The sequence below is a fragment of the Nonomuraea sp. NPDC005692 genome, assembly GCF_040631115.1.
In the GTDB taxonomy this organism is placed as follows: Bacteria; Actinomycetota; Actinomycetes; order Streptosporangiales; family Streptosporangiaceae; genus Nonomuraea.
Genome location: NZ_JBEXYU010000039.1, coordinates 1 through 24,342, shown reverse-complemented (window position 1 = coordinate 24,342; position 24,342 = coordinate 1). Strand labels below are relative to the sequence as shown.

General features: G+C 73.0%; 23 protein-coding genes. 6 read left to right on the top strand and 17 right to left on the bottom strand.

Features of this window, described 5'->3' with window-relative positions; all coding sequences use genetic code 11:
- Positions 1–4: 4 nt before the first annotated feature.
- Positions 5–415 carry a hypothetical protein gene (locus ABZ459_RS45510; protein ID WP_357985196.1) on the bottom strand — a complete coding sequence of 137 codons (411 nt, stop codon included), beginning with the start codon at positions 413–415 and terminating at the stop codon, positions 5–7.
- 93 nt (positions 416–508) lie between these two features.
- Between ABZ459_RS45510 and ABZ459_RS45505 the strand changes: the two genes are divergently transcribed.
- Entirely contained in the window at positions 509–1,186 is a 678-nt protein-coding gene (locus tag ABZ459_RS45505) for a response regulator transcription factor (protein WP_352322768.1), read from the top strand.
- Positions 1,183–2,442 carry a HAMP domain-containing sensor histidine kinase gene (locus ABZ459_RS45500; RefSeq protein WP_357985193.1) on the top strand — a complete coding sequence of 420 codons (1,260 nt, stop codon included), beginning with the start codon at positions 1,183–1,185 and terminating at the stop codon, positions 2,440–2,442. Before ABZ459_RS45505 ends, ABZ459_RS45500 begins: the two co-directional genes overlap by 4 nt.
- Here ABZ459_RS45500 and ABZ459_RS45495 read toward each other — a convergent pair.
- The 12 genes from ABZ459_RS45495 to ABZ459_RS45440 form a co-directional block, all read right to left on the bottom strand.
- Positions 2,429–3,100, bottom strand: coding sequence for an HNH endonuclease family protein (locus ABZ459_RS45495; RefSeq protein ID WP_357985190.1), 672 nt, complete (start codon positions 3,098–3,100; stop codon positions 2,429–2,431). The genes ABZ459_RS45500 and ABZ459_RS45495 overlap by 14 nt on opposite strands.
- Positions 3,101–3,160: 60 nt before the next feature.
- Positions 3,161–6,262 carry a 2Fe-2S iron-sulfur cluster-binding protein gene (locus ABZ459_RS45490; protein WP_357985187.1) on the bottom strand — a complete coding sequence of 1,034 codons (3,102 nt, stop codon included), beginning with the start codon at positions 6,260–6,262 and terminating at the stop codon, positions 3,161–3,163.
- Entirely contained in the window at positions 6,259–6,507 is a 249-nt protein-coding gene (locus tag ABZ459_RS45485) for a sarcosine oxidase subunit delta (protein ID WP_357985184.1), read from the bottom strand. The genes ABZ459_RS45490 and ABZ459_RS45485 overlap by 4 nt, the downstream gene beginning before the upstream one ends.
- Positions 6,507–7,709, bottom strand: a complete 1,203-nt coding sequence (locus tag ABZ459_RS45480; RefSeq protein WP_357985181.1) for a sarcosine oxidase subunit beta family protein — start codon at positions 7,707–7,709, stop codon at positions 6,507–6,509. Before ABZ459_RS45480 ends, ABZ459_RS45485 begins: the two co-directional genes overlap by 1 nt.
- Complete coding sequence (locus tag ABZ459_RS45475; protein WP_357985179.1) at positions 7,706–10,099, bottom strand: FAD-dependent oxidoreductase; 2,394 nt, start codon at positions 10,097–10,099, stop codon at positions 7,706–7,708. Before ABZ459_RS45475 ends, ABZ459_RS45480 begins: the two co-directional genes overlap by 4 nt.
- 82 nt (positions 10,100–10,181) lie before the next feature.
- Positions 10,182–10,805: a GNAT family N-acetyltransferase gene (locus tag ABZ459_RS45470; RefSeq protein ID WP_357985176.1), complete on the bottom strand. Its 624-nt coding sequence runs from the start codon at positions 10,803–10,805 to the stop codon at positions 10,182–10,184.
- A gap of 26 nt (positions 10,806–10,831) precedes the next feature.
- Positions 10,832–11,590, bottom strand: a complete 759-nt coding sequence (locus ABZ459_RS45465) for a glucose 1-dehydrogenase (protein ID WP_357985173.1) — start codon at positions 11,588–11,590, stop codon at positions 10,832–10,834.
- Position 11,591: 1 nt separating this feature from the next.
- Positions 11,592–13,871: a tetratricopeptide repeat protein gene (locus tag ABZ459_RS45460; protein WP_357985170.1), complete on the bottom strand. Its 2,280-nt coding sequence runs from the start codon at positions 13,869–13,871 to the stop codon at positions 11,592–11,594.
- A gap of 19 nt (positions 13,872–13,890) precedes the next feature.
- Positions 13,891–14,646 (bottom strand): hypothetical protein, encoded by a 756-nt coding sequence (locus ABZ459_RS45455; protein WP_357985167.1) that lies wholly within the window; start codon positions 14,644–14,646, stop codon positions 13,891–13,893.
- Between the two features lie 52 nt (positions 14,647–14,698).
- Entirely contained in the window at positions 14,699–15,511 is an 813-nt protein-coding gene (dapF, locus tag ABZ459_RS45450) for a diaminopimelate epimerase (RefSeq protein WP_357985164.1), read from the bottom strand.
- A 9-nt stretch (positions 15,512–15,520) separates the two neighbouring features.
- Positions 15,521–16,426, bottom strand: a complete 906-nt coding sequence (gene miaA / locus ABZ459_RS45445) for a tRNA (adenosine(37)-N6)-dimethylallyltransferase MiaA (protein ID WP_357985161.1) — start codon at positions 16,424–16,426, stop codon at positions 15,521–15,523.
- Between the two features lie 40 nt (positions 16,427–16,466).
- Positions 16,467–16,979, bottom strand: a complete 513-nt coding sequence (locus ABZ459_RS45440; RefSeq protein WP_357985158.1) for a methylated-DNA--[protein]-cysteine S-methyltransferase — start codon at positions 16,977–16,979, stop codon at positions 16,467–16,469.
- Here ABZ459_RS45440 and ABZ459_RS45435 point away from each other — a divergent pair.
- Positions 16,978–17,883, top strand: coding sequence for a ribonuclease Z (locus ABZ459_RS45435; protein WP_357985155.1), 906 nt, complete (start codon positions 16,978–16,980; stop codon positions 17,881–17,883). The two genes, ABZ459_RS45440 and ABZ459_RS45435, sit on opposite strands and share 2 nt — an antisense overlap.
- A 22-nt stretch (positions 17,884–17,905) precedes the next feature.
- Here the strand turns inward: ABZ459_RS45435 and ABZ459_RS45430 are convergent, their stop codons facing one another.
- The 3 genes from ABZ459_RS45430 to ABZ459_RS45420 form a co-directional block, all read right to left on the bottom strand.
- On the bottom strand, positions 17,906–18,625 hold the full coding sequence (locus ABZ459_RS45430) for a hypothetical protein (RefSeq protein WP_357985152.1): 720 nt from the start codon (positions 18,623–18,625) through the stop codon (positions 17,906–17,908).
- 129 nt (positions 18,626–18,754) lie between these two features.
- The gene (locus ABZ459_RS45425; protein WP_357985149.1) at positions 18,755–19,501 is read right to left on the bottom strand and encodes an isocitrate lyase/phosphoenolpyruvate mutase family protein; all 747 of its coding nucleotides are present in this window, start codon (positions 19,499–19,501) and stop codon (positions 18,755–18,757) included.
- Positions 19,502–19,582: 81 nt separating this feature from the next.
- The gene (locus ABZ459_RS45420; RefSeq protein WP_357985147.1) at positions 19,583–20,113 is read right to left on the bottom strand and encodes a hypothetical protein; all 531 of its coding nucleotides are present in this window, start codon (positions 20,111–20,113) and stop codon (positions 19,583–19,585) included.
- Between the two features lie 325 nt (positions 20,114–20,438).
- Here ABZ459_RS45420 and ABZ459_RS45415 point away from each other — a divergent pair, with 325 nt between their 5' ends.
- Positions 20,439–20,894 carry a hypothetical protein gene (locus ABZ459_RS45415; RefSeq protein ID WP_357985144.1) on the top strand — a complete coding sequence of 152 codons (456 nt, stop codon included), beginning with the start codon at positions 20,439–20,441 and terminating at the stop codon, positions 20,892–20,894.
- Positions 20,895–20,951: 57 nt separating this feature from the next.
- On the opposite strand, the gene miaB is transcribed toward ABZ459_RS45415, so the two are convergent.
- A complete protein-coding gene (miaB, locus tag ABZ459_RS45410; RefSeq protein WP_357985141.1) occupies positions 20,952–22,445 on the bottom strand; it encodes a tRNA (N6-isopentenyl adenosine(37)-C2)-methylthiotransferase MiaB in 1,494 nt (497 codons plus the stop codon).
- 137 nt (positions 22,446–22,582) lie between these two features.
- On the opposite strand from miaB, the gene ABZ459_RS45405 reads away from it, so the two are divergent.
- Positions 22,583–23,338, top strand: coding sequence for an amino acid ABC transporter ATP-binding protein (locus ABZ459_RS45405; protein WP_357985138.1), 756 nt, complete (start codon positions 22,583–22,585; stop codon positions 23,336–23,338).
- A 25-nt stretch (positions 23,339–23,363) separates the two neighbouring features.
- The gene (locus ABZ459_RS45400; protein ID WP_357985135.1) at positions 23,364–24,215 is read left to right on the top strand and encodes a glutamate ABC transporter substrate-binding protein; all 852 of its coding nucleotides are present in this window, start codon (positions 23,364–23,366) and stop codon (positions 24,213–24,215) included.
- The last annotated feature ends 127 nt before the right edge of the window (positions 24,216–24,342 follow it).

Genomic DNA, 24,342 nt, shown 5'->3' with positions numbered 1-24,342 from the left:
CGGGTCAGCGGGTGGCGGGGCCTTCGGGGGTGCAGAAGATCTTGAGTTCGACCTCTTCGCCGTCCTCCGGCTCGAACTCGACCTTCGCCTCGCGGGCCGGGCCGGGCTGGACGCCGTCCACCGAGTAGCCCTGGGCGGGGCTCCAGGAGCGCAGGGTGACCAGGCCGCCGGAGCAGGAGGCGATCACCGTGCCGGCCGGGGTGCGCATGAGCCGGTCCTGGGCGCGGGCGGACGTCCGCGGCATGGGCGTGGCGGCGCGCGCGGTGGCGGTGGAGAGCGCGGCGCGCACCTCCGGCCCGCTGAGCACCCGGCTGGACGTGCCGGTCACCCCGGTTCCGAGCAGGCCGAGCACGGCCACGGCCGCCCCGGTCGCGGAGGCCGCGGTGACGGCCCAGGCCAGCACGAGACGCTTCACGCTCTCACCCTCCCCCACGTACGGCTAAGCGCAGGTTAAGGCGACGCTAACGATGCTCGGTGCATCGCCACGGACCGTCTACGGTTTGGGTATATGGCTGACATCCTGCTCATCGAGGACGACGTGACCATCCGGACGTCGTTGAGCCGGGGCCTGCGCGATCTCGGCCACGCGGTCTCCTCCTCCCCGACCGCGCTGGAGGGGTTGCGGCTGGCGGTGCAGGACCGTCCCGACCTGATCGTGCTCGACCTGGGCCTGCCCGACCTCGACGGCGTCGAGCTGCTGCGCATGTTGCGGGCGGTGAGCCGGGTGCCGGTGATCGTGGCGACCGCCCGCGACGGCGACGCCGAGATGGTGCCCGTCCTGGACGCGGGGGCCGACGACTACGTGGTCAAGCCGTACAGCGCCCGGCAGCTCGACGCCCGGGTGCGGGCGGTGCTGCGGCGCGCGGGCGAGGCGGCGCCGGAGCCGCTGGCCGTGGGCGGGCTGCGGGTCGACCCCCGGGCGCGCACGGCCACGCTCGACGGCGTGTCCCTCGACCTCACGCCGCGCGAGTTCGACGTGCTGCACTTCCTCGCGGCCCGGCCCGGCGAGGTGGTCACCAAGCGCGAGCTGCTGACGGAGGTGTGGCGGCTCCCGTACGGCGGCGCCGACAAGACCGTGGACGTGCACCTGTCGTGGCTGCGCAGGAAGCTCGGCGAGACCGCGGCCGAGCCCCGCTACCTGCACACCGTCAGGGGCGTCGGCGTCAAGCTGGTGGGGCCCTCGTGAGGCGCTGGCTGGCGCTGCTGGTGGCGGCGACGACGTCGCTCGTGCTGATCGCGCTGCTGGTGCCGATGGCGCTGCTGATCGGCACGGTGGCCGAGAACGGCGCGATGAGCCGGGCCACCGCCGCCGCCGAGTCCGTCGCGGTCGCGGTCGGCACGCCCGACCTGCCGCTGGCCGTCGAGCAGGTGCCGCGGCGGGTGACGGTGTTCCTGCCCGGCGGGGGCACGATGGGCGCGCCCGCCGGGCGCTCCGACGCCGTGCGGCTGGCCGCGACGGGCCGCAGCGTGACCGCCGTCGCCCCCGGCGGCCGGGAGGTGCTGGTCTCGGCGCAGTCCCCCGACGGCACGGCCGTGATCAGGGTGTTCGTGCCGGACGACGAGCTGACGCACGGCGTGCGGGCGGCCTGGCTGGCGCTGCTCGTGCTCGGGCTGGGGCTCGTGGTGCTCGGCATCGTGCTGGCCGACCGGCTGGCGCTGGCCGTGACCAGGCCCGTGGTCGGGCTGGCCCGCGTGTCGCACCGGCTGGCCGGCGGCGACCTGAGCGCGCGGGCCGAGCCGGGCGGGCCGCCGGAGGTGCGGTCGGTGGCGCTGGCGCTCAACCATCTGGCCGGGCGCATCGGCGACCTGCTGGCCGCCGAGCGCGAGTCGGTCGCCGACCTGTCCCACCGGCTGCGCACGCCGCTGACCGGCCTGCGGCTGGAGGCCGAGTCGCTGCGCGACCCGGAGGAGGCCGCCCGGGTCCAGGCCAGGGTGGACGCGCTGGAGCGGGCGGTCAGCGCGGTCATCACCGAGGCGCGGCGGCGCTCGGCCGGGCGCGGCTCGTGCGACGCGGCCGAGGTGGTGCGCGAGCGGGTGCGGTTCTGGTCGGTGCTGGCCGAGGACCAGGGGCGGCCGGTGTCGGTGTCGCTGCCCGACGCGCCCGCGCCGGTCGCCGTCGGCGGCAAGGAGCTGGCCGCGTGCGTGGACGCGCTGCTCGGCAACGTGTTCGCGCACACCCCGGAAGGGGCCGCCATGGCCGTGCGGTTGTCGTCCCGGCCGGCCGGGGCCCTGCTGGTCGTCGAGGACTCGGGGCCGGGGTTCGACCCGGGGTCGCTGGAGCGGGGGATCAGCGGGGGCGGCTCGACCGGCCTGGGGCTGGACATCGCGCGGCGCACCGCCGAGTCGTGCGGCGGCACGCTCGCCGTCTCGGCGCCCGAGGGCGGCGGGGCCCGCGTGGAGCTGACGCTGACCGCCCCCGACGGGCCTCTCAGCAGTCCTTGAGTATGCCTGCCATCGCGCTCTTCTCGCCGTCGGTGATCCAGACGTCGTACTTGCTCTTCACGTCGATCTGGCGGGCGATGTAGGCGCACCGGTACGCCTTGCGCGGCGGCAGCCAGGTGGCCGCGTCGGAGTCGCTCTTCTGGTTGTTCAGCGGGCCGTCCACCGCCATCAGGTTCAGCGGGTCGTTGGCGAACTCCTTGCGCTTGGTGGGCGACCACTGCTGCGCGCCCTTCTGCCAGGCGTCCGACAGCGGCACCAGGTGGTCGATCTGGACGGCCGTGCTGGTGTCCTGGCCGCGCTTGAACTTGATGGTCTTGCCGCTGTAGGGGTCGTCCAGCGTGCCGGTGAGCACGATGCAGTCGTGGGTGCCCGACTTGAACGTCTCGTCCTTCAGGTCGCGCTTGAGGATGTCGTTGCGGGTGTCGCAGCCGTTGTGGTCGACGTCGGCCCAGGCGGGGCCGAACTTGTCGCGGTCGAAGCCGGTGCGCGGGGCTCGGCCCTTGACCTTGAGCTTGTCCAGCTTCTTGCGGGCGTCCGAGACCGACGCGGAGTCCGGTTTGGCCGGGTCGGGGCCGCCGCCCGACTGCGCCTCCAGGCCGCCGCAGCCGGCCAACATCGACACCATGGCCAGACCGGCCGTGAACGCCCGTACGCGCACGAGATCCCCCAGACTTCGGTTTTCGTAAAGTCTAGGTATAGCAAGTACCCCTAAATGGTCTTATAACGCCAAAAGGGCGTCCAAGAGCCACTCTGCCAGGTACGCGGTGAACGACGACCTGACGTGGATCCGGTACTCGCCGGGCGCCCGCCGTTCCAGGATCACCGGGGCCCGGCCCAGCAGCGTCTGCGCGGACCCGGGGAACACGTCGGGATGCAGGTCCACGGGACAGCCGGTGATCAGGACGTCGTCCGCCGCCGGCCCGGACAGCTCCAGGATCGTCCGCTGCCCCGAGACGTCCACCCAGCCGGGGCCCGGCTCGGCGTCCCCGGTCACCAGCCACCACGACGGGCCGAGCCGCAGGCCCACGCCGGGATCGGCGCCCCGGACCTCCCACATCGGCTCGAACGGCAGCTCGCGCAGCCGCACGGACGGCCCGCTCGCCGCCGCGAACCGCCCGGCGAACGCCGCCGCCGGGCTCTCCCGCGCCGGAACGCCCCCGAGGGCCGCGGGCACGTCCTCCTCCAGGGGGTCGCCGTCGCGGCGGGTGTTGCCCGGGTCGTACAGGACCGGCTCGACGACCGTCACGCCGGTGGCCGCCGCCCCCGACACCGCCGTGAGCCGGTCCCCGGGCACGACGTCCCTGACCATGGCCAGCCCGAACGTCCGGCCGAGCGCCGCACTGGCGTAACCGGACGTCACGTGCCCCAGCATCGGCGCGCCCAGCCCGCCCCTGACGAGCTGGGCGCCCTCCTCGATCGGCGCCGCGGGGTCGTCGGCGAGCAGGCCGACCAGGCGTTTGCGGCCGTCGCGGGCGGTGTCGGGGCGGGCGTGCGAGCGTTTGCCCACGAAGTCGGGCTTGCGCGGGGAGACGATCCACGACATGCCGAGGTCCCACGGCGTGACCGTGCCGTCGGTCTCCTGGCCGACGATGGCGAACCCCTTCTCGGCCCGCAGCACGTGCATCGCCTCGGTCCCGTACGGCACCGCGCCCAGCTCCAGCACGGCCTCCCACAACGCCCTGCCGTACGGCCAGGGCACGTTGACCTCGTAGGCCAGCTCGCCGGAGAAGCTGATCCGGAACACCCGGCCGGGCACGCCGAGCACGTCCGTCTCGGCGTACCGCATGAAGGGCAGGCCGAGCGCGCCGGGCGCGACGGCGGCGATCACCCGCCGCGCCTTGGGACCGGCCACGGCGACCGTCGCCCAGTGGTCGGTCACCGAGGTGAAGGAGACGTCGAGCTCCGGCCACTCGGTCTGCCGCCACTCCTCCAGCCAGTCGAGCACCGCGGCGGCGTTGCCGGTGGTCGTGGTCATGAGGTAGCGGTCGTCGGCGAGCCTGGTCGTGGTGCCGTCGTCGAACACCATGCCGTCGGCCCGGCACATGAGCCCGTAGCGGCAGGCGCCGACGGCGAGCATGGAGTACATGTTGGTGTAGATCCGGTCCAGGAACGCGCCCGCGTCCGCGCCCCGGATGTCGATCTTGCCCAGGGTGGAGGCGTCCATGGCGGCGACGGAGGTGCGGGCGGCCACGCACTCGCGCGCCACGGCGGCCTCCATCGTCTCGCCGTCCAGCGGGAAGTAGCGGGGGCGTTTCCACTGGCCGACGTCCTCGAACACCGCGCCCGCCGCGACGTGCGAAGCGTGCATGGCGGTGGTCCTGACCGGGTCGGAGAGCGCGCCCCGGTCGCGCCCGGCCAGCGTCGCGAACGACACCGGCGTGTACGGCGGCCGGAACGTGGTCGTGCCCACCTGCCCCGGCGCGGTCCCGAGCAGAGCCGACATCACGCCCACGACGACCGCGCCCGACGTCTTGCCCTGGTCGGCGCCGGTGCCCGCGGTGGTGTAGCGCTTGACGTGCTCGACCGAGCGCATGCCGGTCCCGGTCGCCCTGGCCAGGTCGGCCACGGTCACGTCCCGGTGCAGATCGGCGAAGGCGGGCTCGTCGCCGTCCCCCTCGACCAGCCACAACGCGGCGGGCGGCCGCGGCGGCCGTTCGTCGCAGTCGGGCACGCGGAGTTCGCGGGCGGCCGAACCGGCGGCCTCCCGGCCGGCGGCGTGGCCGTCGGCGATGGCCTCGCGGGTGCCGTACCGGCCGCGGCAGGCGCCGGCGGAGCATTCGGCCTGGGCCGAGGCGTCCGGCACGAACGCCTGCACGTCCTCGTCGAAGCGCACCCGTCCCTGCGACTGGCTGAACAGGTGCACGGCGGGGTTCCAGCCGCCCGCCACGGCCAGCAGGTCGGCCTCGATGTGCCGCTCCCCCACCCGCACGCCGGTCAGCACGCCGTCCGCGCCGGCCGTGGTGCCGGTGATCACCTGCCCGGCCAGGGCGTCGGGGGTGAGTCCTTCGGGGCGCGGATCGACGATCGCGGCGATCTCCACGCCGGCCGCGCGCAGGTCCGCGGCGGCCTCGTAGCCGGAGTCGGCGCAGGCGAGGACGACCGCCCGGCGGCCGGGGAGCACGCCGTACCGGTTGGCGTAGGCGCGGGCGGCGGAGGCCAGCATGACGCCGGGCCGGTCGTTGCCGGGGAAGGCGAGCGAGCGCTCGTGGGCGCCGGTCGCCAGGACCACCCGGCGGGCCCTGATGTGCCACAGCCGCTCGCCGCGGGCCCGCCGCTCCACGGCCACCACGTAGTTGTGGTCGTGGTAGCCGACGGCCGTGGTCCTGGTGAGCACCCGCACGCCGGACAGGTCGAGCGAGTCCACCCAGTCGAGCGCGGGCGCGCCGTCGAGCAGCACCCGGCTGTTCAGCAGGTCGCCGCCCAGGCGGGGCTGGTCGTCGAGCAGGATCACCCGTGCCGCGCGCGCCGCGGCGGCCGCCGCGAGCCCGGCCGGGCCGCCGCCGACCACCAGCACGTCGCAGTGCAGGTACCCCTTGTCGCAACGCCGGTCGTCGGCCGCGTCGAGGTCCACCCGGCCCTTGCCGCGCAGGCTCCACGCCTCCAGCCCGTCGTACAGCTCCACGGTCGTGGCCGCCAGCATCGGGTCGGCGCCCACGCGGACCAGGGCGTTCGGCTCCTCGGGGCCGGCCGAGAAGACCCCGCGCGGGCGGCCGGACTCGACGCCCCGGCCCACCACCCGCACCCCGTTGCGCAGCAGCGCGGCCGCCAGCGTGTCGCCCGGCTCCCCCTGGAGGGGACGGCCGTCGAAGGTGAACCTCATGGCGCCTTCCTGATCTCGTGCGTGACCGTGTGCCGTTCGACGGTGAACCAGGTCCGGCAGCCGTGCGTGTGGAACCAGCGTTCGCGGAACCAGCCCTTGGGGTTGTCGCGCAGGAAGACGTAGGCGGCCCACTCCTGGTCGGACAGCTCGCCGGGGGCCTGCGGGTAGGCGATCCCGGCCTGGCCGCCGTAGTGGAACTCGTTCTCGTCGCGGGGGCCGCAGTGGGGGCAGTCGAGGAGCAGCATCAGTGGGCCACCGCCGCCGCGCCGTGCTCGTCGACGAGCGCGCCCGTGCTGAACCGCTCCAGCGCGAACGGCTCGGCGAGCGGGTGCGGCCGGCCGTTGGCGATCGTGTCGGCATACACCCAGCCGGAGCCGGGGGTCGCCTTGAAGCCGCCGGTGCCCCACCCGGCGTTGACGTAGAGGCCGTCCACGGGGGTGGCGCCGATGATCGGGGAGGCGTCCGGTGAGACGTCGACGATCCCGGCCCACGTCCGCAGCACGCGGACCCGGCTGAACAGCGGGAACAGCTCCAGGGCCGCCGCCATCTGCGCCTCGATCACATGGGGCCCGCCGCGTTGCCCGTAGGAGTTGTACGCGTCGATGCCCGCCCCCATCACCAGTTCGCCCTTGTGCGCCTGGCTGACGTACACGTGGACGGCGTTGGACATGACGACGCAGTCGAGCACCGGCTCCAGCAGCTCCGACACCAGCGCCTGGAGCGGGTGCGACTGCAGCGGCAGCCGGATCCCGGCCCGCTCGGCCAGGACCGAGGTGTGCCCGGCCGAGGCGAGCGCGACCGTGCCCGCCGCGATGGGCCCGCGCGAGGTGCGCACGCCGGTCACCCGGTTCCCGGTGATCTCGAACCCGGTCACCTCGCAGCCCTGGATCAGGTCGACGCCGTACGCGTCGGCCTTGCGGGCCAGCGCCCAGGCGACGTGGTCGTGCTTGGCGATGCCGCCGCGCCGCTGCAACGTGGCCCCCAGGACGGGGTAGCGGGCCCCGCCGGAGACGTCGACGATCGGGCAGAACTTCCTGACCTCGTCGGCGTCCAGCCATTCGGCGTCCACGCCGTTGAGCCGGTTGGCGTTGACCCGCCGCCTGCCCTCGCGCACGTCACCCAGGTTGTGCGCCAGGTTGAGCACGCCGCGCTGGCTGAACTGCAGGTCGTAGTCCAGTTCCGCGCTCAGGCCCTCCCACAGCTTCAGCGAGTGCTCGTAGAGGGCGGCGCTCTCGTCCCACAGGTAGTTGGAGCGGATGATGGTGGTGTTGCGGGCCATGTTGCCGCCGGCCAGCCAGCCCTTCTCCAGGACGGCGACGTTCGTCAGGCCGTGGTTCTGGGCCAGGTAGTAGGCGGTGGCGAGGCCGTGCCCGCCGCCACCCACGACGACCACGTCGTAGGAGGGCCGCGGATCGGGGTTGCGCCAGAGGAAGCCGGGGTGGGTCAACGTCTGATCTTCTCCATCCGGGGGTCGAACAGCGGCTCGGCGGCGACCTCCGCGGGCACGCGGCGGCCGAGGTAGGAGATGTCCACCCGCGTCCCCGGTCCGGCCAGCTCGGCCGGCAGCCAGGCGTAGGCGATCGGACGGCCGATGGTGTGCCCGTACGCGGCGCTGGTGACGTACCCGGCGACGCGGCCGGCGTGCCGGACGGGTTCCTTGCCCATGACCACCTCGGCGCTGAGCAGCGGCACGAGCCTGCGGGACGGCTCGGCGCGGAGCGCGTCGCGGCCGTAGAAGTCCTTGTCCTCCTTGACCGCGAACCCCAGCCCGGCCTCGTACGGGTCGTGCTCGGTGGTCATGTCCACGCCCCAGAGCCGGTACCCCTTCTCCAGCCGGAGACTGTTGAACGCGGCCCGCCCGCCCGCGATCGGCATCCCGGTGGCCCGCAGCGTGTCCCACAGCTTGAGCCCCATGTCGGCGCCGGTGTAGAGCTCCCAGCCCAGCTCGCCCACGTACGAGACGCGCATCGCGAGCACCGGGACCTGCCCGACGTACCCCGACCGGCAGGTGAAGTAGCGGAAGCCGTCGTTGGACAGGTCCATGTCCGTGAGCCCCTGCACCAGCTCCCTGGCCTGCGGCCCCCACACGCCGACGCAGCAGGTGCCGGGCGTGATGTCCCTGATGTGCACCCCGCGGGGGGCGTGCCGGGTCAGCCAGTCGAGGTCGAGGTTGCCGTTCGCGCCGAGCTGGAACCTGTCCTCCGCCAGCCGCGCCGCCGTCACGTCGGAGCGGATGCCGCCGCCGGCGTCCAGCAGCAGGGTGTAGGTGACCGTGCCGGGTTTCTTGTCCACGTTGTTGGTGGTCATGTGCTGGAGGAAGGCCGCCGCTCCCGGACCGCTGACCTCGATGCGCTTGAGCGAGGTCATGTCGTAGAGCGCGACCCGCTCGCGGGTGGCCCACGCCTCGGCGGCGGCGACGGGCGACCAGTAGCGGCCGGCCCAGGCGTCCCGCCGGTCGGCGCCGATCCGCGGCTCCTCGATGCCGGCGAGCAGCGGCGCGTTCGCGTCGAACCAGTGCGGCCGCTCCCATCCGGCCGACTCCAGGAAGTACGCGCCCAGCTCCACCTGGCGGGGGTGGAACGGACTGGTCCGCATCGGCCGCGGCGACTCCATGGGCTGCAACGGGTGGATGACGTCGTAGACCTCGACGAAGTTCTGCCTGCCGCGCTCCTCGACGTAGGCGGGCGACAGTTGCGCCTGCTCGAACCTGGCCAGCTCGCACTCGTGCAGGTCCACCTGCGACCGGCCGGTCACCAGCAGCTCGGCGACCGCCCTGGCCACCCCGGCCGAGTGCGTCACCCAGACGGCCTCGGCCAGCCAGAACCCGTCCAGGTGCGGCGCCTCGCCGATCAGCGGGAAGCCGTCGGCGGTGAAGGAGAAGACGCCGTTGATGCCGTCCTCGTACTTGGACCCGGCCAGGGCGGGCAGCAGCTCGGCGGCGTCGCGCCAGGCGGGTTCGAAGTCCTCCTCGGTGAACGACTGGACCGAGGGCATCGTGGTGCCCTTGGGGCCGATCTCGTGCTGGGCGACCGGCATGGGGCGATGGGCGTAGGAGCCGATGCCGATGCGGTCGCCGTGCTGCCGGGCGTACAGGTCGCGGTCCTGGTGGCGCAGGATGGGGCCCTCGGGCTGCGGGGGCAGGGGGCCGGACTTCGCGTACTGGTGGGCCAGCGGCAGCAGCGGCACGGTCAGCCCGGCCATCTCCCCGATCGACGGGCCCCAGAATCCGGCCGCGCAAACGACCACGTCGGCCGGGATCGTCCGGTACTCCCCCGCGACCAGGCAGGACACGCCGGTGACCCGGCCGCCCCGCTGCTCGACGCCGGTCACGGTGTGCCCGCCGAGGAAGCGCGCCCCGCGTTCCGTGGCCCGCGCCGCCTGCGTCTCGCCGCAGGCCACGGCGGCGGCCAGGCCGTCGCTCGGCACGTGGAGGCCGCCCAGCACCCGGTCGCGGTCCAGCATCGGCCACAGCTCGGCGCACTCCGCGGCCTCCAGCAGGCGGCCCTCGACGCCCCACGACTGCGCCCAGCCGAGCTTGCGGTGCAGGTCGGTCCAGCGCTCGGGGGTGGTGGCCACCTCCAGCCCGCCGACCTGCCGGAAGCAGTGCGCGCCGAGCGCGGTGTACTTGCGCACGGTGTAGGCGGCGAACTCGGTCATGGTCTTGGACGGGTTCGTCTGGAAGACCAGGCCGGGAGCGTGCGAGCTGGAGCCGCCCGCGGCGAAGAGCGGGCCCTGCTCCACCACGGTGACGTCGCTCCAGCCGCGTTCGGTGAGCTCGTCGGCCACCGCGCAACCCACGATCCCGGCTCCGATGATCACCACGCGCGGCCGACCCATCACGCCTCCGGTTGTTCCTTAATACGCAACACGCACCGGACTACGCAACGAACATAAGGCCCTGGCTCCCCACGGACAAGAGCTAGCCGAGTGGCGAGGTGTCCCGTCCCAGGTACGTCACCGGCCCGGCGTCGGCCACGGCCAGCTCCGCGAACCCGAGCCGGTCGTAGAAGGCCCGCGCGGGCGTGTTCGTGCTGACCATCCCCAGATGCAGCCGCGGCACCCCGGCGGCGCGCAGGCCGTCGACGAAGGCGCTCATGAGCCGGCGTCCCCAGCCCTTGCCCTGCCAGTCGGGCAGCAGGTCGATGTGCAGGTGGGCGGGGTGATCGGCCAGCTCGGGCACCAGCATGCGCTCGGGCCGGTGGTGCAGGGCGAGCATCAGGTCGTCCGCGGTGACCGGCGGGTCGGCGGGAAGGGGGCAGCGGGCCGCGGACGCCGGGATCCACTCCTCGCGGTAGCGGCGGACGAACGCCGCCGTGTCCGCGGTGCCCACGACGTAGCCGACGGCCCGGCCCGTGCCGTCGTCCACGACGTGGGCGTGCTCGGGCTCCAGGGTGACGTAGGGGACGGCGAAGATGTCGCCCATGAGCAGGTCGGAGGCGTACTGGCCGCGGGCGTCGCCACCGGCGTCGGCCGTGCGCACGCAGATGTCGTAGACGGCGGCCAGATCGGCCGGACGGTAGGAACGTACGTAGGGGGCGCTCATTCCCGACAACGTACTGGAAGGACCGTCTAGGTGATCAGGATGCCGCCGTCCACGGGCAGCGTGACACCGGTGACGTACGACGAGGCGTCGGAGGCCAGGAAGACCGCCGCCGCCACCAGCTCGACCGGGTCGCCGGCCCGCTTCATCGGCACCCGCAGGTCCAGCATGCGTTCCAGGTAGCCGGGCGGATACTGCTCGGTCATCTCCGAGGCGAAGAACCCCGGCTCCAGGCAGTTGACCCGGATGCCGCGCCGGGCCGTCCACTGCTGGGCCAGGTCGCGGGTGAGCCCGGCCACGGCCGCCTTCGACGCGCTGTAGGCGGCCTGCGGCAGCCCGGCGGTGGTCGCGCCGAGGATGCTGCCGATGTTCACGATCGACGAGCCCGGCCGCATCACCCGCGCGCACGCCTGCGCCATCCAGTACGTGCCGTGCAGGTTGATCTCCACCACCCGGCGGAACTCCTCGGGCCGCTCGCGCAGCGCGGGCACGGCGGTGCCGACCCCCGCGTTGTTGATCAGCACGTCGACCGCCCCGAACTCGGCCACGGCCGCGGCGACCAGCGCGTCGCAGTCCTCCGGCACCGCCACGTCGGTCTGGACCGGAAGGCAGCGACGCCCGGTCTCCTCGACCAGGCGCCCGGTCTCGGCCAGCCGGTCCGCGCGCCGGGCGCCGATCACGACGTCGGCGCCCGCTTCGGCCAGCCCGCGGGCGAAGGCCACGCCCAGCCCCGACGACGCGCCCGTGACGATGGCGACCTTGCCGTCGAGGCTGAAGCGCTCCAGCACGTCAGAGCCCGTATTCCTTGACGATGCGCTCGTGCCGCTCGACCTCGACGTCGATCTCGCGGGCCAGGTCGAGCCAGGCCAGCGGGTGCACCCAGCGCTCGGTGGCGTCGTCGAGCAGGGCGTCGACCTCGGCGGCCGACACGTCCGGCGGCACCGCGACCCAGCCGAACACGCCCGGCAGTGACTCGCCGCTGGTCGGGTGGGTGACGGCGTAGTTCTCGTCGCTGTAGACCCACATCGGCCAGCCGCGCTCGGCCATGACCTCGGTGAACTCCGCCCAGTCCTCCTCGCTCGGCGCGGCGCCGTCGAAGAAGTAGCTGGTGTAACCGCCGGGACGCAGGATGCGCACGGCCGCGAACGGCGGCACGAAGTTCTGCTGCTCCTGCGGGTCTTCCGGGACGGGCTCCAGCAGCTGCGGGTCGAACACGACCAGGTCGCCCGCGTTGTAGTCCATGCCGCGCGGCTGCGGCAGCGCCAGCCGGGCGGTGGCCGGGCCGGTGCGGATGGACAACACCTGGCGCTGGCCGCCGTCGGGCGCCGGGAGGATGAGCCGGATCAGGCCCATCTCCTCCTCGATCGGGCCCTGCTTGGACTTGATCGGCATGCCGATCTTGGCCGCGCCCTTGCGCACGGTGTCCCAGTCTTCCGCCGAGGTGGCCATGACGACCATGCGCCAGGTGTCCTCGTCGGTCAGCTCGTCGATCACCTCGGCCAGCACGCCGGCCGCCCTGTCGTTGTGGTCGAGCTGCTGGGCGGCGCCGGACAGCAGGCGCCTGGCCTCGATGCCGGCCCCGGCCGCGACCGCGTGCTCGGCTGCGTCGAGGGTCTCCGGCCAGCGCTCGCGGGCGCTGTGCAGCCTGGCCAGCGCGAGGTACTGGGCGGCGTGCGGCAGCAGCGCGGCCATCTGCTCCAGGCGCTCGTCCTGGCGGGCCTCGATGAGCAGGGTGGTCAGGTAGGCCACGTCGTCGGGGTCGGCGGAGGCGATGTCGCCGGAGTCGACCAGCAGCTTCCAGTAGATGTCGGCGCCCGCCGCGGGGAAGCCGAGGAAGCCGAGCGTGGTGGTGTGGCGGCGGGTGGCCTCCAGGTCCTCGCCGGACAGCGGCGCGAGCCAGCCCACCCACTTCTCGGGGTCGGCGTTGAAGCCGTCGGCGGCGTCGAACAGGCCGACCCGCTCCGGCAGGGGCCCGGGGGCCGCGGGCTCGGCGGCGGCGTCGGCGGCGGCCCGCAGCGCGGCGACGCGCTCGGTCAGGTCGCCGGTCTCGCCGCGCAGCTCCGCCGCGCCGGACTCGGCCAGGTCGGCCAGCAGGCGGGCCTGCCACACGCCGCTCCTGGCGACGGCCAGGTCGCCCGCGACCAGCGCGAGCTCGACGCGGGCGCGGTAGCCGCCCATCATGCCGAAGTAGTCGATCCACTGGCGCAGCACCCGGCCGAGCTGCCAGGTGTTGGTGATCTGGGAGGACCCGGCCAGCTTGGCGACCGCGCGCGACCACTCGACGAAGACACGCGGGTGCTCGCCGACCACGTCGAGGTCGGGCAGCGCGTCGACGGCCTCGGCCGTGCGGCCGAGCTCGGCCAGGATGAGCGCGCGGCGCACACCCTCGCGATGGGCCTTGGCGGGCGGGTCGTCGGGGGCGAGGTCGGCGGCGGCCTGCAGGGCGGCCAGCGCGTCGTCGGCCCGGCCGGCGGCCAGCAGGGCGCGGGCGCGCTCGGCGCCGAGCTCCCAGCTCGCCTCGCGACCGGCCGTGCGCAGCCGCTCGACCGCGGACTCGGCGTAGGCGACGGCCTCGCCGGCCTTGCCCGCGTCGACGAGCGCCGCGACGTACTGGGTGACCAGGCCGCTGAAGGCGGGCCGCTCCGGGCTCATGCCCTCCAGGAAGGCGCCCACCGTCTCCAGGCGGTCGCCGGCGTAGCCGGGGCCGTCGGTGTTGGCCCACACGATGGCCATCGCCTCGACGGCGGCCGGGGTGGCCGGGCACTCGCGCACGTCTTCGCGCTGGGCGAACGTGAGCAGCTGCCGTGCGTCGTCGATGGCCACCGCGCCCTGGGCCCGGTCGCCGATGCGGCCCACGAGGTGCCAGTAGCGGGCGTAGAACTCCAGCCAGGGCAGCTCCAGCGTCTCGGCCTGCTGGGCGATGGCCGGGGCCATCACGTCGAGCTGCGGATACCGGCCCTCGTAGGCCTGTGCGGGAAGGTCTCCCAGCGCCATGGCGAGGCCAACGTTGCCCGCCTCGGAAAGCTGCTGCTGGGTTTCGCCGACCCAGGCCCAGATGTCCACGTCCATGGGCAGTCAGTCTGCCAGGTCAACGAGCGTGCCCAAAACGCAGAAGCTCGATCAGCTCGTCCGATTCGCTGTCGCGCAGGACCGAGAAGACCGGGGCCATCAGGTCGTCGGTGGTCTCCTCGACCTGGGCCCGCCGCGCCACGACCTCGGGGCCGGGGGTGGCGTAGGGCTCGGGCCAGGTGAAGAACCTGGCGATCGTCACGCCGTCGGCGTAGCCGAAGGGGGTGGTGTCGTGGACGGCGGCGAGCGTGGCCTCCAGAGGATGCAGACCGGCCGCGAGCACGGCGTTGGCGTGCAGGCCCCCGCGCAGCTCGCGCAGGACGTGCATGAGCTGGACGGCACGCGCGGGCGCGTCGTCCGGCAGCGGCACCGCCCGCCAGCCGGCGAACAGCGGCGCGCCCACCGGCGAGGCCTGCGCGACGACCGGTTCGAGCAGCTCGGCGATCCGGGCGCAGCCGTCGTGGCCGCCGAACTTGCGCCGCCCCCACTGCCTGCACGCCTCGGTGTAGAGCTCGACGGCCTGCTCGACGGGCATCTTCCTGCCGCCGTTCCAGCTCTCCTGGACGTGGGCGGCCGGGAAGAAGACCGCCACCGAGGTGACCACGTCGGCATGGCACTCGCCGAGCACCCCGCAGCGCCCGCGGAAGTACAGCTCGCGCGGGCCGAGCCCGTGCTCCTCGCAGACGGCCTTGGCCTCGCGGGAGACCATGAAGCCGCCGCCGTACTGGCCGATCGGCGCCTTGACCTGGACCGCCGTGGTACGCGGGTCCGCCATCCTCAACCCCTCCTCGGTTCGGAAAGTGGACCCAGCATCCCTCAGGAGAACATCATTCTGCAAGCATCAGCTCGCCGCTCGCCAGGATCACCGCCGGGCCGGACAGGTAGCTCGTGTCCTCGTCGAGGATGACGGTCAGCGAGCCGCCGGTGACCTCGACGGTCCAGGTGCCGGTGGTGTCGCCGGACATGTGCGCGGCGGCCACGGCGGTCGCCACGGCACCGGTGCCGCAGGACCGCGTCTCGCCCGAGCCGCGCTCGTAGACCCGCATCACCACGCGGCTGACGCCGACCGGGTTGAACAGCTCGATGTTGACGCCCGCCGGGAAGACCCCGGTGTCGAAGCCGGGCTGGTGGCTGAGGTCGAGCTGGACGACCGGGTCGCCGATCGCGCAGGCCAGGTGGGGGTTGCCCATGTCGACGTGGAGACCGGAGTACTCGTGACCGCCGACGCCCGCCACGCTCTCCCCCAGCACGGCGGGCTTGCCCATGTCGACCGTGATGTCGCCGTTGGGCTCGACGCGGACCCGGCGCGGGCCGCCCCTGGTGGCCAGGCTGAACTCCGCCCCCTCCACCAGCCCGGCGTCCACCAGGTAGCGGGCGAAGACGCGTACGCCGTTGCCGCACATCTCCGCGACGCTGCCGTCGGCGTTGCGATAGTCCATGAACCAGTCGGCCACCGCGGCCTGCTCGGCCACCTCGGCGTGCTGCTTGGTCCTGGCGACCCGGAGCACGCCGTCGGCGCCGATCCCGGCCCGCCGGTCACAGATCTTGGCCACGAGCGCGGCCGTCACTTCCACGCCGTCATCGGGATCGGGCAGGATGACGAAATCGTTCTCGGTGCCGTGCCCCTTGAGAAACCGCATTGCCTGAGTTTATGCCGCACCCGGGTCGGCGATGTGCGCGAGGGAGCGTTCGAGCAGATCTGGGGCGTCGTACGGGAGCCAGCGCACCCGCGGGTCGCGGCGGAACCACGACTCCTGGCGGCGGGCGAAGCGCCTGGTCGCCCTGACCGTCTCGGCGAACGCCTGCTCCTCGCTCCACTCCCCCTCCAGGAACCGGATGACCTGGGCGTAGCCGAGCGCGCGGCCCGCCGTGCGCCCCTCGGCCAGGCCCTGCCCGAGCAGCGCGCGGACCTCCTCGACCAGCCCAGCCGCCCACATGCGCTCGACCCGCAGCTCGATGCGCTCGTCGAGCTCGGGCCGCGGCACCTCCAGGCCGAGCTGCACGCTGGGATAGACGGCGTCGTAGGACGGCATGGTGGCCGAGAACGGCCGGCCGGAGTGCTCGATCACCTCCAGCGCGCGCACGATGCGGCGGCCGTTGCTCGGCAGGATCGCCTCGGCGGCGGCCGGGTCGAGCTCGCGCAGCCGCTCGTACAGGGGGGCCGGGCCGCGCTCGGCCAGCTCCTCCTCCAGCCGGGCCCTGATCACCGGGTCGGTGCCGGGGAACTCCAGGTCGTCGAGGGCCGCGCGGACGTAGAGGCCGCTGCCGCCGACCAGCACCGGGACGTCGATCTTCGTGAACAGCTCCCTGGCCAGCCGCTGGTACTCGGCGACGCTGGCCGTGACCGTGACGTCCCAGATGTCCAGCAGATGGTGGGGGACGCCGCGCTGCTCGGCGAGGGTGAGCTTGGCCGTGCCGATGTCCATGCCGCGGTAGAGCTGCATGGAGTCGGCGTTGACACACTCGCCCCCGAGCCGGAGCGCGAGGTCGACGGCGAGATCGGACTTCCCGGCCGCCGTGGGGCCCACGACGGCGATGACTGGCTGCTGGCGCACACCGACCAGTGTGTCAACTGTCCGGGTGTGGACGGACCACCTACAGGTCGAGGAGCGTCGGCTGGAGGTATCCCTCGTGGGTCAGCAGCCAGCGCTTGGTCTCCACCCCCACGCCGCCGCTGAACCCGCCCAGCCCGTTGCCCGCGACCACCCGGTGGCAGGGCACGATGATGGGGATCGGGTTGGAGCCCATGATCGAGCCGATGCCGCGGGCGGGCACGCTCGACCCGGCGCGCCGGGCCAGCTCGCCGTAGGTGACGGCGGTGCCGTACGGGACGCGGTGCAGGGCCTGCAGCACCTGCAGCCGGGAGCCCGTCATCAGCCGCCAGTCCACGGGGGTGCTGAACGTGCGCAGCTCGCCGGCGAAATAAGCGTTCAGCTCGGCGACGGCGGAGGCCGTACGATCCGCATCATGAACCTCAGCCAGGCCGAGCCGGCCGGCCAGTCCGGCGGGCGATCCCCATCCCGAGGCGACCAGCCCCCGCTCGGTGACGGCCAGGACGAACGGGCCGACCGGCGTCGGCACCTCGGCGAACGCGACCGTGGTCATCATGTCCTCACGTGAACTCGTGGTGCTGGGCACCTCCAGCGCGGTGCCCACCCGACACCGTAACCACAACGGGTACCTTCTGCGCTGGGACGGGCAAGGCTACCTTTTCGACCCTGGCGAGGGCACGCAGCGGCAGATGCTGCACGCCGGGCTGAGCGCGAACGACGTCCACTGGCTCTGCGTGACCCACTTCCACGGCGACCACTGCCTGGGCGTGCCCGGGGTCGTGCAGCGCATCGCCCGCGACCGGGTGCGCCATCCGGTGCGCGCGGTCTTCCCCGCCGCCGGCGAGACCTACTGGCGCAGGCTGCGGCACGCGGCCGCGTTCGCCGACACGACGGTGATCGAGGAGCATCCGGTCTCCGGCGCGCTGGCCGGGGTGGGGCCCCTGATCGCCCGCCGCCTGTCCCACCCCGTCGAGTCGTACGGCTACCGCATCCAGGAGCCGCACGGCCGCCGCATGCTCCCCGACCGGCTGGCCCGCCACGGCATCCGCGGCCCGGAGGTCGGCGAGCTCCAGCGCAAGGGCTCGGTCCGGGGCGTCACACTCGCCGAGTGCAGCGAGCCCAGGCCGGGGCAGAGCGCCGCGTTCGTCATGGACACCCGCCTGTGCGACGCCGTTTTCGAGCTGGCCTCCGGGGCCGACCTGCTGGTGATCGAGTCGACGTTCCTGTCCGCCGAGAGCGCGCTGGCCAAGGAGTACGGGCACCTGACGGCGTTCGAGGCGGGCGTGGTGGCGGCCGACGCGGGCGTGCGCAGGCTGGTGCTCACGCACTTCTCCGAGCGGTACGGGTTCGCCGAGGAGCCGTCGTTCGTGGAGGAGGTGCGGCGCAGCTTCGACGGCGAAGTGATCACGGCCCGCGACCTGATGCGCATCCCCGTCCCCCGCCGCCGACCCCTGGCTTGACGCGTCTCCCTGTGCCGCCTCGTCAGCTCCACACGCCTGTGAAGTAACCGACGCCGTAGGGCGACGACTGCATGAGGAGCGTGCCCGTCAGGGGCGTCCCCTCGGCCGCGCCGGCCAGCACCTGGAGGGCCGCGCGGCCGGTCACCCAGAGCCGGTCGGCCTCGACGGGGTCGAGCGCGGCCAGCGCCGCCGCGTCGGCCCTGCCGACCGCCTCGGCGATCAGGTCGTTGTACGGCCCCGCCGCCTCGTCGTACCGGCCCGGGGCCCGCGGGGTCAGGCAGGCCGAGCCGTCGGCCATGACCAGCAGCGCGACTCGCCCGAGGGCGGCCAGCTCGGCACCGATCGCCCGGCACTCGGCCGGAGCCGCGTCAAAGGCAACCGCCTGCGCGGGAACCCCCTCGGCGTCGTGAGTGCGCGATCGAGTGGGGGGTCGTTCGGCGTCGGTGGTGGGCGGCCGGTTGGAGGGCTGGTCGGCGTCGTTCAGGAGGCGGCGGCCGACGGTCAGGGACAGCGGCAGCACGGGTGGGCCCTCGCCCACCGTGACCTCGAAGCCCCAGGGCCGCAGGCTGCCCGCCGCGGCGCCGTCGTAGGAGCGGGTCGTCTCCGCACCGCCCACCACGACCAGCACGTCGGGACGGGCGGCCCGGAGCGCGGCGACCGCGGTACGACAGGCCGCGCGCAGCTCGGGCAGCCCGGTCACGATCAGCGGGGTTTGCGGGCAGACGGCCGCGGCGACAAGCACGAGCGCAAGCGTACGCGCCACCCGCCACCCCCCGACGGCCAGCCCGCCCAGGGCCCGCACCCCTCAACACCCCAACGCGTGCAGCGCCCCAAACCCTCAGGACCCCGGTGCGCGCGCTGAGTTCGGTGGTCAGGTTGTGTAGGGGTCGTGGCCTTGTCCGATGGCCGTGAGCAGGCGCTCGGTGTAGGCGTGGGCCGCCTGGTGGAGGCCGCCGCCGAAGCTGATCCTGGCCACCCCCAGCTCCGCCAGCCGCGCGTACGACGGCGCCTTCGGCCGGAACAGGATGTTCACCGGCCCGCCCACCTCGGCGACGAGGGCCGCGATCTCGTCCTCGTCCGCCAGCGTGATCGGGTACACGCAGTCGGCCCCCGCCTCCAGGTAGCGCCGGCCGCGCGACACGGCCGCCGCCCGGTCGCGCAGGCCCCGTACGTAGGTGTCGACCCGCGCGTTGATCACCAGGGCGTCGCCCGCGGCCGCCCGCATCCCGGCCAGGAAGTCCGCCTGCGCCCCGGCGTCGACCAGCTCGCTGGTACGCGGGTCGGAGTCCTCCACGTTGCAGCCCACCGCCCCCGCCTCGGCCAGCCGCTCGGCCAGCTCGCCGGGCGCGAGGCCGTAACCGCGTTCGACGTCGGCGGTCACGGGCACGTCCACGGCCCTGGCGATGCGGGCGACGGCGGCCATCATCTCGCCGACCGGCGTGCTCTCGCCGTCGGCGTACCCCAGCACGCGGGAGACGGCCGCGCTGCCGGTGGCCACCACCGGGAACCCGGCCTCCTGGACCGCGCGCGCCGAGGCGGCGTCCCAGACGTTGGGCAGGATCAGCGGGCTGCCGGGCACATGCAGCCGGCGCAACGTGGCCGCTCTGTCAGTCGTCATGCCCGGCACCCTACGAGGACGGCCGGCTCTCCAGCAGGTCCATTACCGGCCGGAAAGGGCGAGCCACTTGGCGCGGTCCGCTCAGCAGCCGTTCTTGGCGCACTGGCCGGTCAGCTCCCCCGCGGGGCCGTCGGCGGGGTTGTCGCCCTCCGGCTGCGGGGCCTTGGTGGACGGTGTGCCGGGCTTCTTGCCGGTGCCCGTCTGCGTCGTGCCGCCGGTGCCGTCGGAACCGGTCGATCCCTTGTCGGCGGGGTCGGAGCCGCCGCCCGTGTCCGTGACGGCGTCGCCCATGGCGGAGTCGTCGGAACCGTCGGTGGGCAGGCCGTCGTCGGGGGCGTCGGTGGTGGCGTCGCCCATCGTGGCCTCCTCGTCGGCCTCGAACACCTCGTCGCCGGCGCTCGTGGCCGGGGACGGGCGGCCGGAGCCCTGCTCCTGCTGGGCGCTCGGGCCGGGCTTGGCCGCCAGCAGGTAGCCGGCGCCGCCCGCGGCGAGCACGCCGACGAGGGCCGACGCGGCGATGATGGCGGTCTTCCTGCTCTTGCCGGGGGGCCTCGGGGACGGGCCCGGCCCGGAGAGGATCTCCTGACGATCCGTCTCGGTCGGATCATGCATGGTGGTGCAGCTCCCTGCGGTCGTATCGGGGAAAGCTCGCCGGCTTCCGCGGGTGATGGACCACACTAGCCGCATCAGCGGAATGCTCGCACACCAATCACAAAGGAATCACGACTTGTCCCCCCAAAGATCTGTTTGCCCAGGTGGCCGTCCCCGGTTGGGCGCCGCGGCCGGAGCGGCCGGGGTACTCGTCACGGCCGGCCTCGGGATTTTCCTGGCATTCACCAGTTCTCCGGAATCGCGCCCGCAAAGCCGTCGTGAATTCGATCAGGAAACACCGCTTATCCCAAGATCGCATTTTCCTTCGCAGATCGCGGTCTCACCGGTGGCCGAGCCGTCCCCGGCGCCGCCCACACCGTCGGCGGGCCCCTGGTCGCCCGGCCCCTGGTCGCCGGGCTGGATGGAGGCCGTGCCGGCGCCCGGCCGGCCCACGACGACGGAGCCGGGCGAGCCCTCGCTCCCGCCGGTGCAGGGCGAGCCGTGGAAGGGCAGGCCCGTGGAGGGCGGGCCGTCGTCCCCGGTCTCACTCAAGGCGGTTCCGACGCGTCCGCCGCTCGTCGCGCCGCCGCGTCCGTCCCGGCGGGCCGCCGTGCGCCGTCCGGCTCCGCACGCGTCCCCGCAGGCGCCGCCCAGGGAACGGGTCGTCCCCGAGCCGGACCGTCAGGCGCCTCCCCCGCCGCCGCCTCCCTCCGTACGGGCCGGCGCGCCCGACCCGTGCGCCACGTTCGACGACTTCCGCCGGCAGCCGTGCTACAGCTTCCTCGACCGCCTCCGCCGCTGACCCACGCCGAACACCCCGCCGTCCGGAAGGGGCGGCGGGGTGCGGGAACGCGGTGACTCAGTGGGCCGAGCAGGCTCCGGCGGCCGGGGCGGGAGCCGCCGGGCGGCCGACGGACGGCATGCCGAGCAGCACGCCGGGCCCCTTCGCCGGGGCGCCCTGGCGGGCCTCCCAGGCGTCGCCGGCCCGCGTGCGCCGCAGCGCCCGGACCGCGCCGTCGGCGACCAGGTGGTGGGGGGCGGCGTAGGTGACCTCGACGGTGACCATGTCACCGGGCCTCGGGGTCTCCTCGCCCACCGCGAAGTGCACGAGCCGGTTGTCGGCGGCGCGGCCGGACAGGCGGCGCGTGGCGTCGTCCTTGCGGCCCTCCCCCTCGGCGACCAGCACCTCCAGCGTGCGGCCGACCTGCTTCTTGTTCTCCTCCCAGGAGATCTCCTCCTGCAGGGCCACCAGGCGCTCGTAACGCTCCTGGACGACCTCCTTCGGGATCTGGTCCTCCATCGTGGCCGCCGGGGTGCCCGGACGGATGGAGTACTGGAAGGTGAAGGCGTTGGCGAAGCGGCTCTGCCGGACGACGTCGAGGGTGGCCTGGAAGTCGTCCTCGGTCTCGCCGGGGAAGCCGACGATGATGTCGGTCGAGATGGCCGCGTCGGGCATGGCGGCCCGCACCCGCTCGATGATGCCGAGGTAACGCTCGGCGCGGTAGGAGCGGCGCATGGCCCGCAGCACGCGGTCGGAGCCCGACTGCAGCGGCATGTGGAGCTGGTGCATGACGTTGGGCGTCTCGGCCATGGCGGCGATGACGTCGTCGGTGAAGGCGGCCGGGTGGGGCGAGGTGAAGCGCACCCGCTCCAGGCCCTCGACGTCGCCGCAGGCGCGCAGCAGCTTGCCGAAGGCCAGCCGGTCGCCGAACTCGACGCCGTAGGTGTTGACGTTCTGGCCGAGCAGGGTCACCTCGAGGACGCCCTGGCCGACGAGCGTGCGCACCTCGGACAGGACGTCGCCGGGACGGCGGTCCTTCTCCTTGCCGCGCAGCGAGGGCACGATGCAGAACGTGCAGGTGTTGTTGCAGCCGACCGAGATCGCGACCCACGCCGCGTAGGCCGACTCGCGCTTGGTGGGCAGCGTGGAGGGGAAGACCTCCAGCGACTCCTTCAGCTCGACCTGCGCCTCGCCGGCCACCCGGGCCCGCTCCAGCAGCACCGGCAGGGAGCCGATGTTGTGGGTGCCGAAGACGACGTCGACCCAGGGCGCCTTGCGGACGATGTCGCCCTGGTCCTTCTGGGCCAGGCAGCCGCCCACCGCGATCTGCATGCGCGGGTTGTCCATCTTGGCCGGCCGCAAATGGCCGAGGTTTCCGTAAAGGCGGTTGTCGGCGTTCTCCCGCACGGCGCACGTGTTGAACACGACGACGTCGGCCGTCGCGCCGTCGGGGGCCGGCACGTAGCCGGCGTCTTCCAGCAGGCCGGAAAGGCGCTCGGAGTCGTGCACGTTCATCTGGCACCCGTATGTGCGCACTTCGTACGTGCGGGCGCTCTCCTGGGTCACAGTCATGGCAGGTTCAAGGGTAGTCGTTGTCCGGCTCGCGGCAGCCGCCCCCGTCTAAAACACCAGCTTGACGGCACGATGTGACCGGATCGGTACCACCTGGTTAGTGACCAGCGTCTTAATGACCTCTACCGTTTTGGTCCATGACGGAGAACGGCGACGCCACTCCACTCGTTCAGTTGGAGGGCGTCAACAAGCGCTTCGGGGCGTTGCACGTCCTGAAGGACATCAACTTGACCGTCTCTCGTGGCGAGGTTCTGGTGGTCATCGGCCCTTCGGGCGGTGGGAAGTCCACGCTCTGCCGGACGATCAACCGCCTGGAGACGATCGACGACGGCAGGATCGTGTTCGACGGCCAGCTGCTGCCCGCGGAGGGCAGGGGGCTGGCCAGGCTGCGGTCCGAGGTCGGCATGGTGTTCCAGTCCTTCAACCTGTTCGCGCACAAGACCATTCGCGAGAACGTCACGCTCGGCCCGATCAAGGTGCGCCGCAAGGACCGCCAGGCGGCCGACGCGCGGGCCATGGAGCTGCTGGAACGGGTGGGCATCGCCGCGCAGGCGGACAAGTACCCGGCCCAGCTCTCCGGCGGCCAGCAGCAGCGGGTCGCGATCGCACGTGCGCTGGCCATGGACCCGAAGATGATCCTCTTCGACGAGCCCACCTCGGCCCTGGACCCGGAGATGGTCCAGGAGGTGCTCGACGTGATGATCGGGCTGGCACGTGACGGCATGACGATGATGGTCGTCACGCACGAGATGGGATTCGCCCGCCGGGCCGCCAACCGGGTGGTCTTCATGGCGGACGGGCAGATCGTGGAGGAGAACACCCCCGACGAGTTCTTCACCAACGCGCAGACCGACCGCGCGCGTGATTTCCTTTCGAAGATCCTCACGCACTGAGATTTTGAGGCAGGTATACATGCACATGCGTCGTTTGGGAGCGGTGGTCACGGGAGTGGGCATGCTCGCCGCGCTCGCCGCCTGCGGCGGGGACAAGACCTACGCCAGCGTCCTGGAGAAGGTCCAGGACGGCGGCAAGGTCGTGGTCGGCACCAAGTGGGACCAGCCGAGCCTGGGCTTGAAGAAGGGGTCGGAGCCGGAGGGCTTCGACGTCGACGTCGCCAAGGCCGTGCTGAAGGAGATGAACGGCGGCAAGGACGCCTCGATCGAGTGGAAGGAGTCGGCCTCCTCCAACCGCGAGCCCTTCCTCCAGAACGGCACCGTCGACATCATCTTCGCCACGTACTCCATCACCGAGGAGCGCAAGGGCAAGGTGTCCTTCGGCGGCCCGTACGTGATCGCGCACCAGGACATCATGGTCCGCAAGGACGACACCGCGATCAACACCCCGCAGGACCTCAAGGGCAAGAAGATCTGCAAGGCGGCCGGCTCCAACTCCTACAAGCGCGTCACCGACCCGCCCCCGGACGGCAAGCTCGACATCGACGCCACGACCGTCGACGCCGCCACCTACTCCGAGTGCGTGCAGAAGCTGTCGGGCAGCAACCTCGACGCCGTCACCACCGACGACCTGATCCTGGCGGGCTTCGCCAAGCAGGCCGGCGGCAACTTCAAGGTGCTCGGCCAGGGCTTCACCGACGAGAAGTACGGCATCGGCCTGAAGAAGGGCGACAGCAAGACGTGTGAGGCCGTCAACACCGCGGTGAAGAAGCTGTGGGACAACGGCACCATGAAGCAGCTGCTGGAGAAGTGGTTCGGCGGCATCCAGGGCCTGAAGCTGTCGGAGACCGCGCCTCCGGCCGAGGGTTGCAGCTAGTCACGCCAGAGGCGGCGGCCGGGATCCCGGCCGCCGCCCGGGAAAAAGGGAGGTGACCATAGGAGCAAAAAAAAAAAAAAAAAATAAAAAACGGAGAGGGGAAAAGTATGAAAAAAGGGGATTGTGT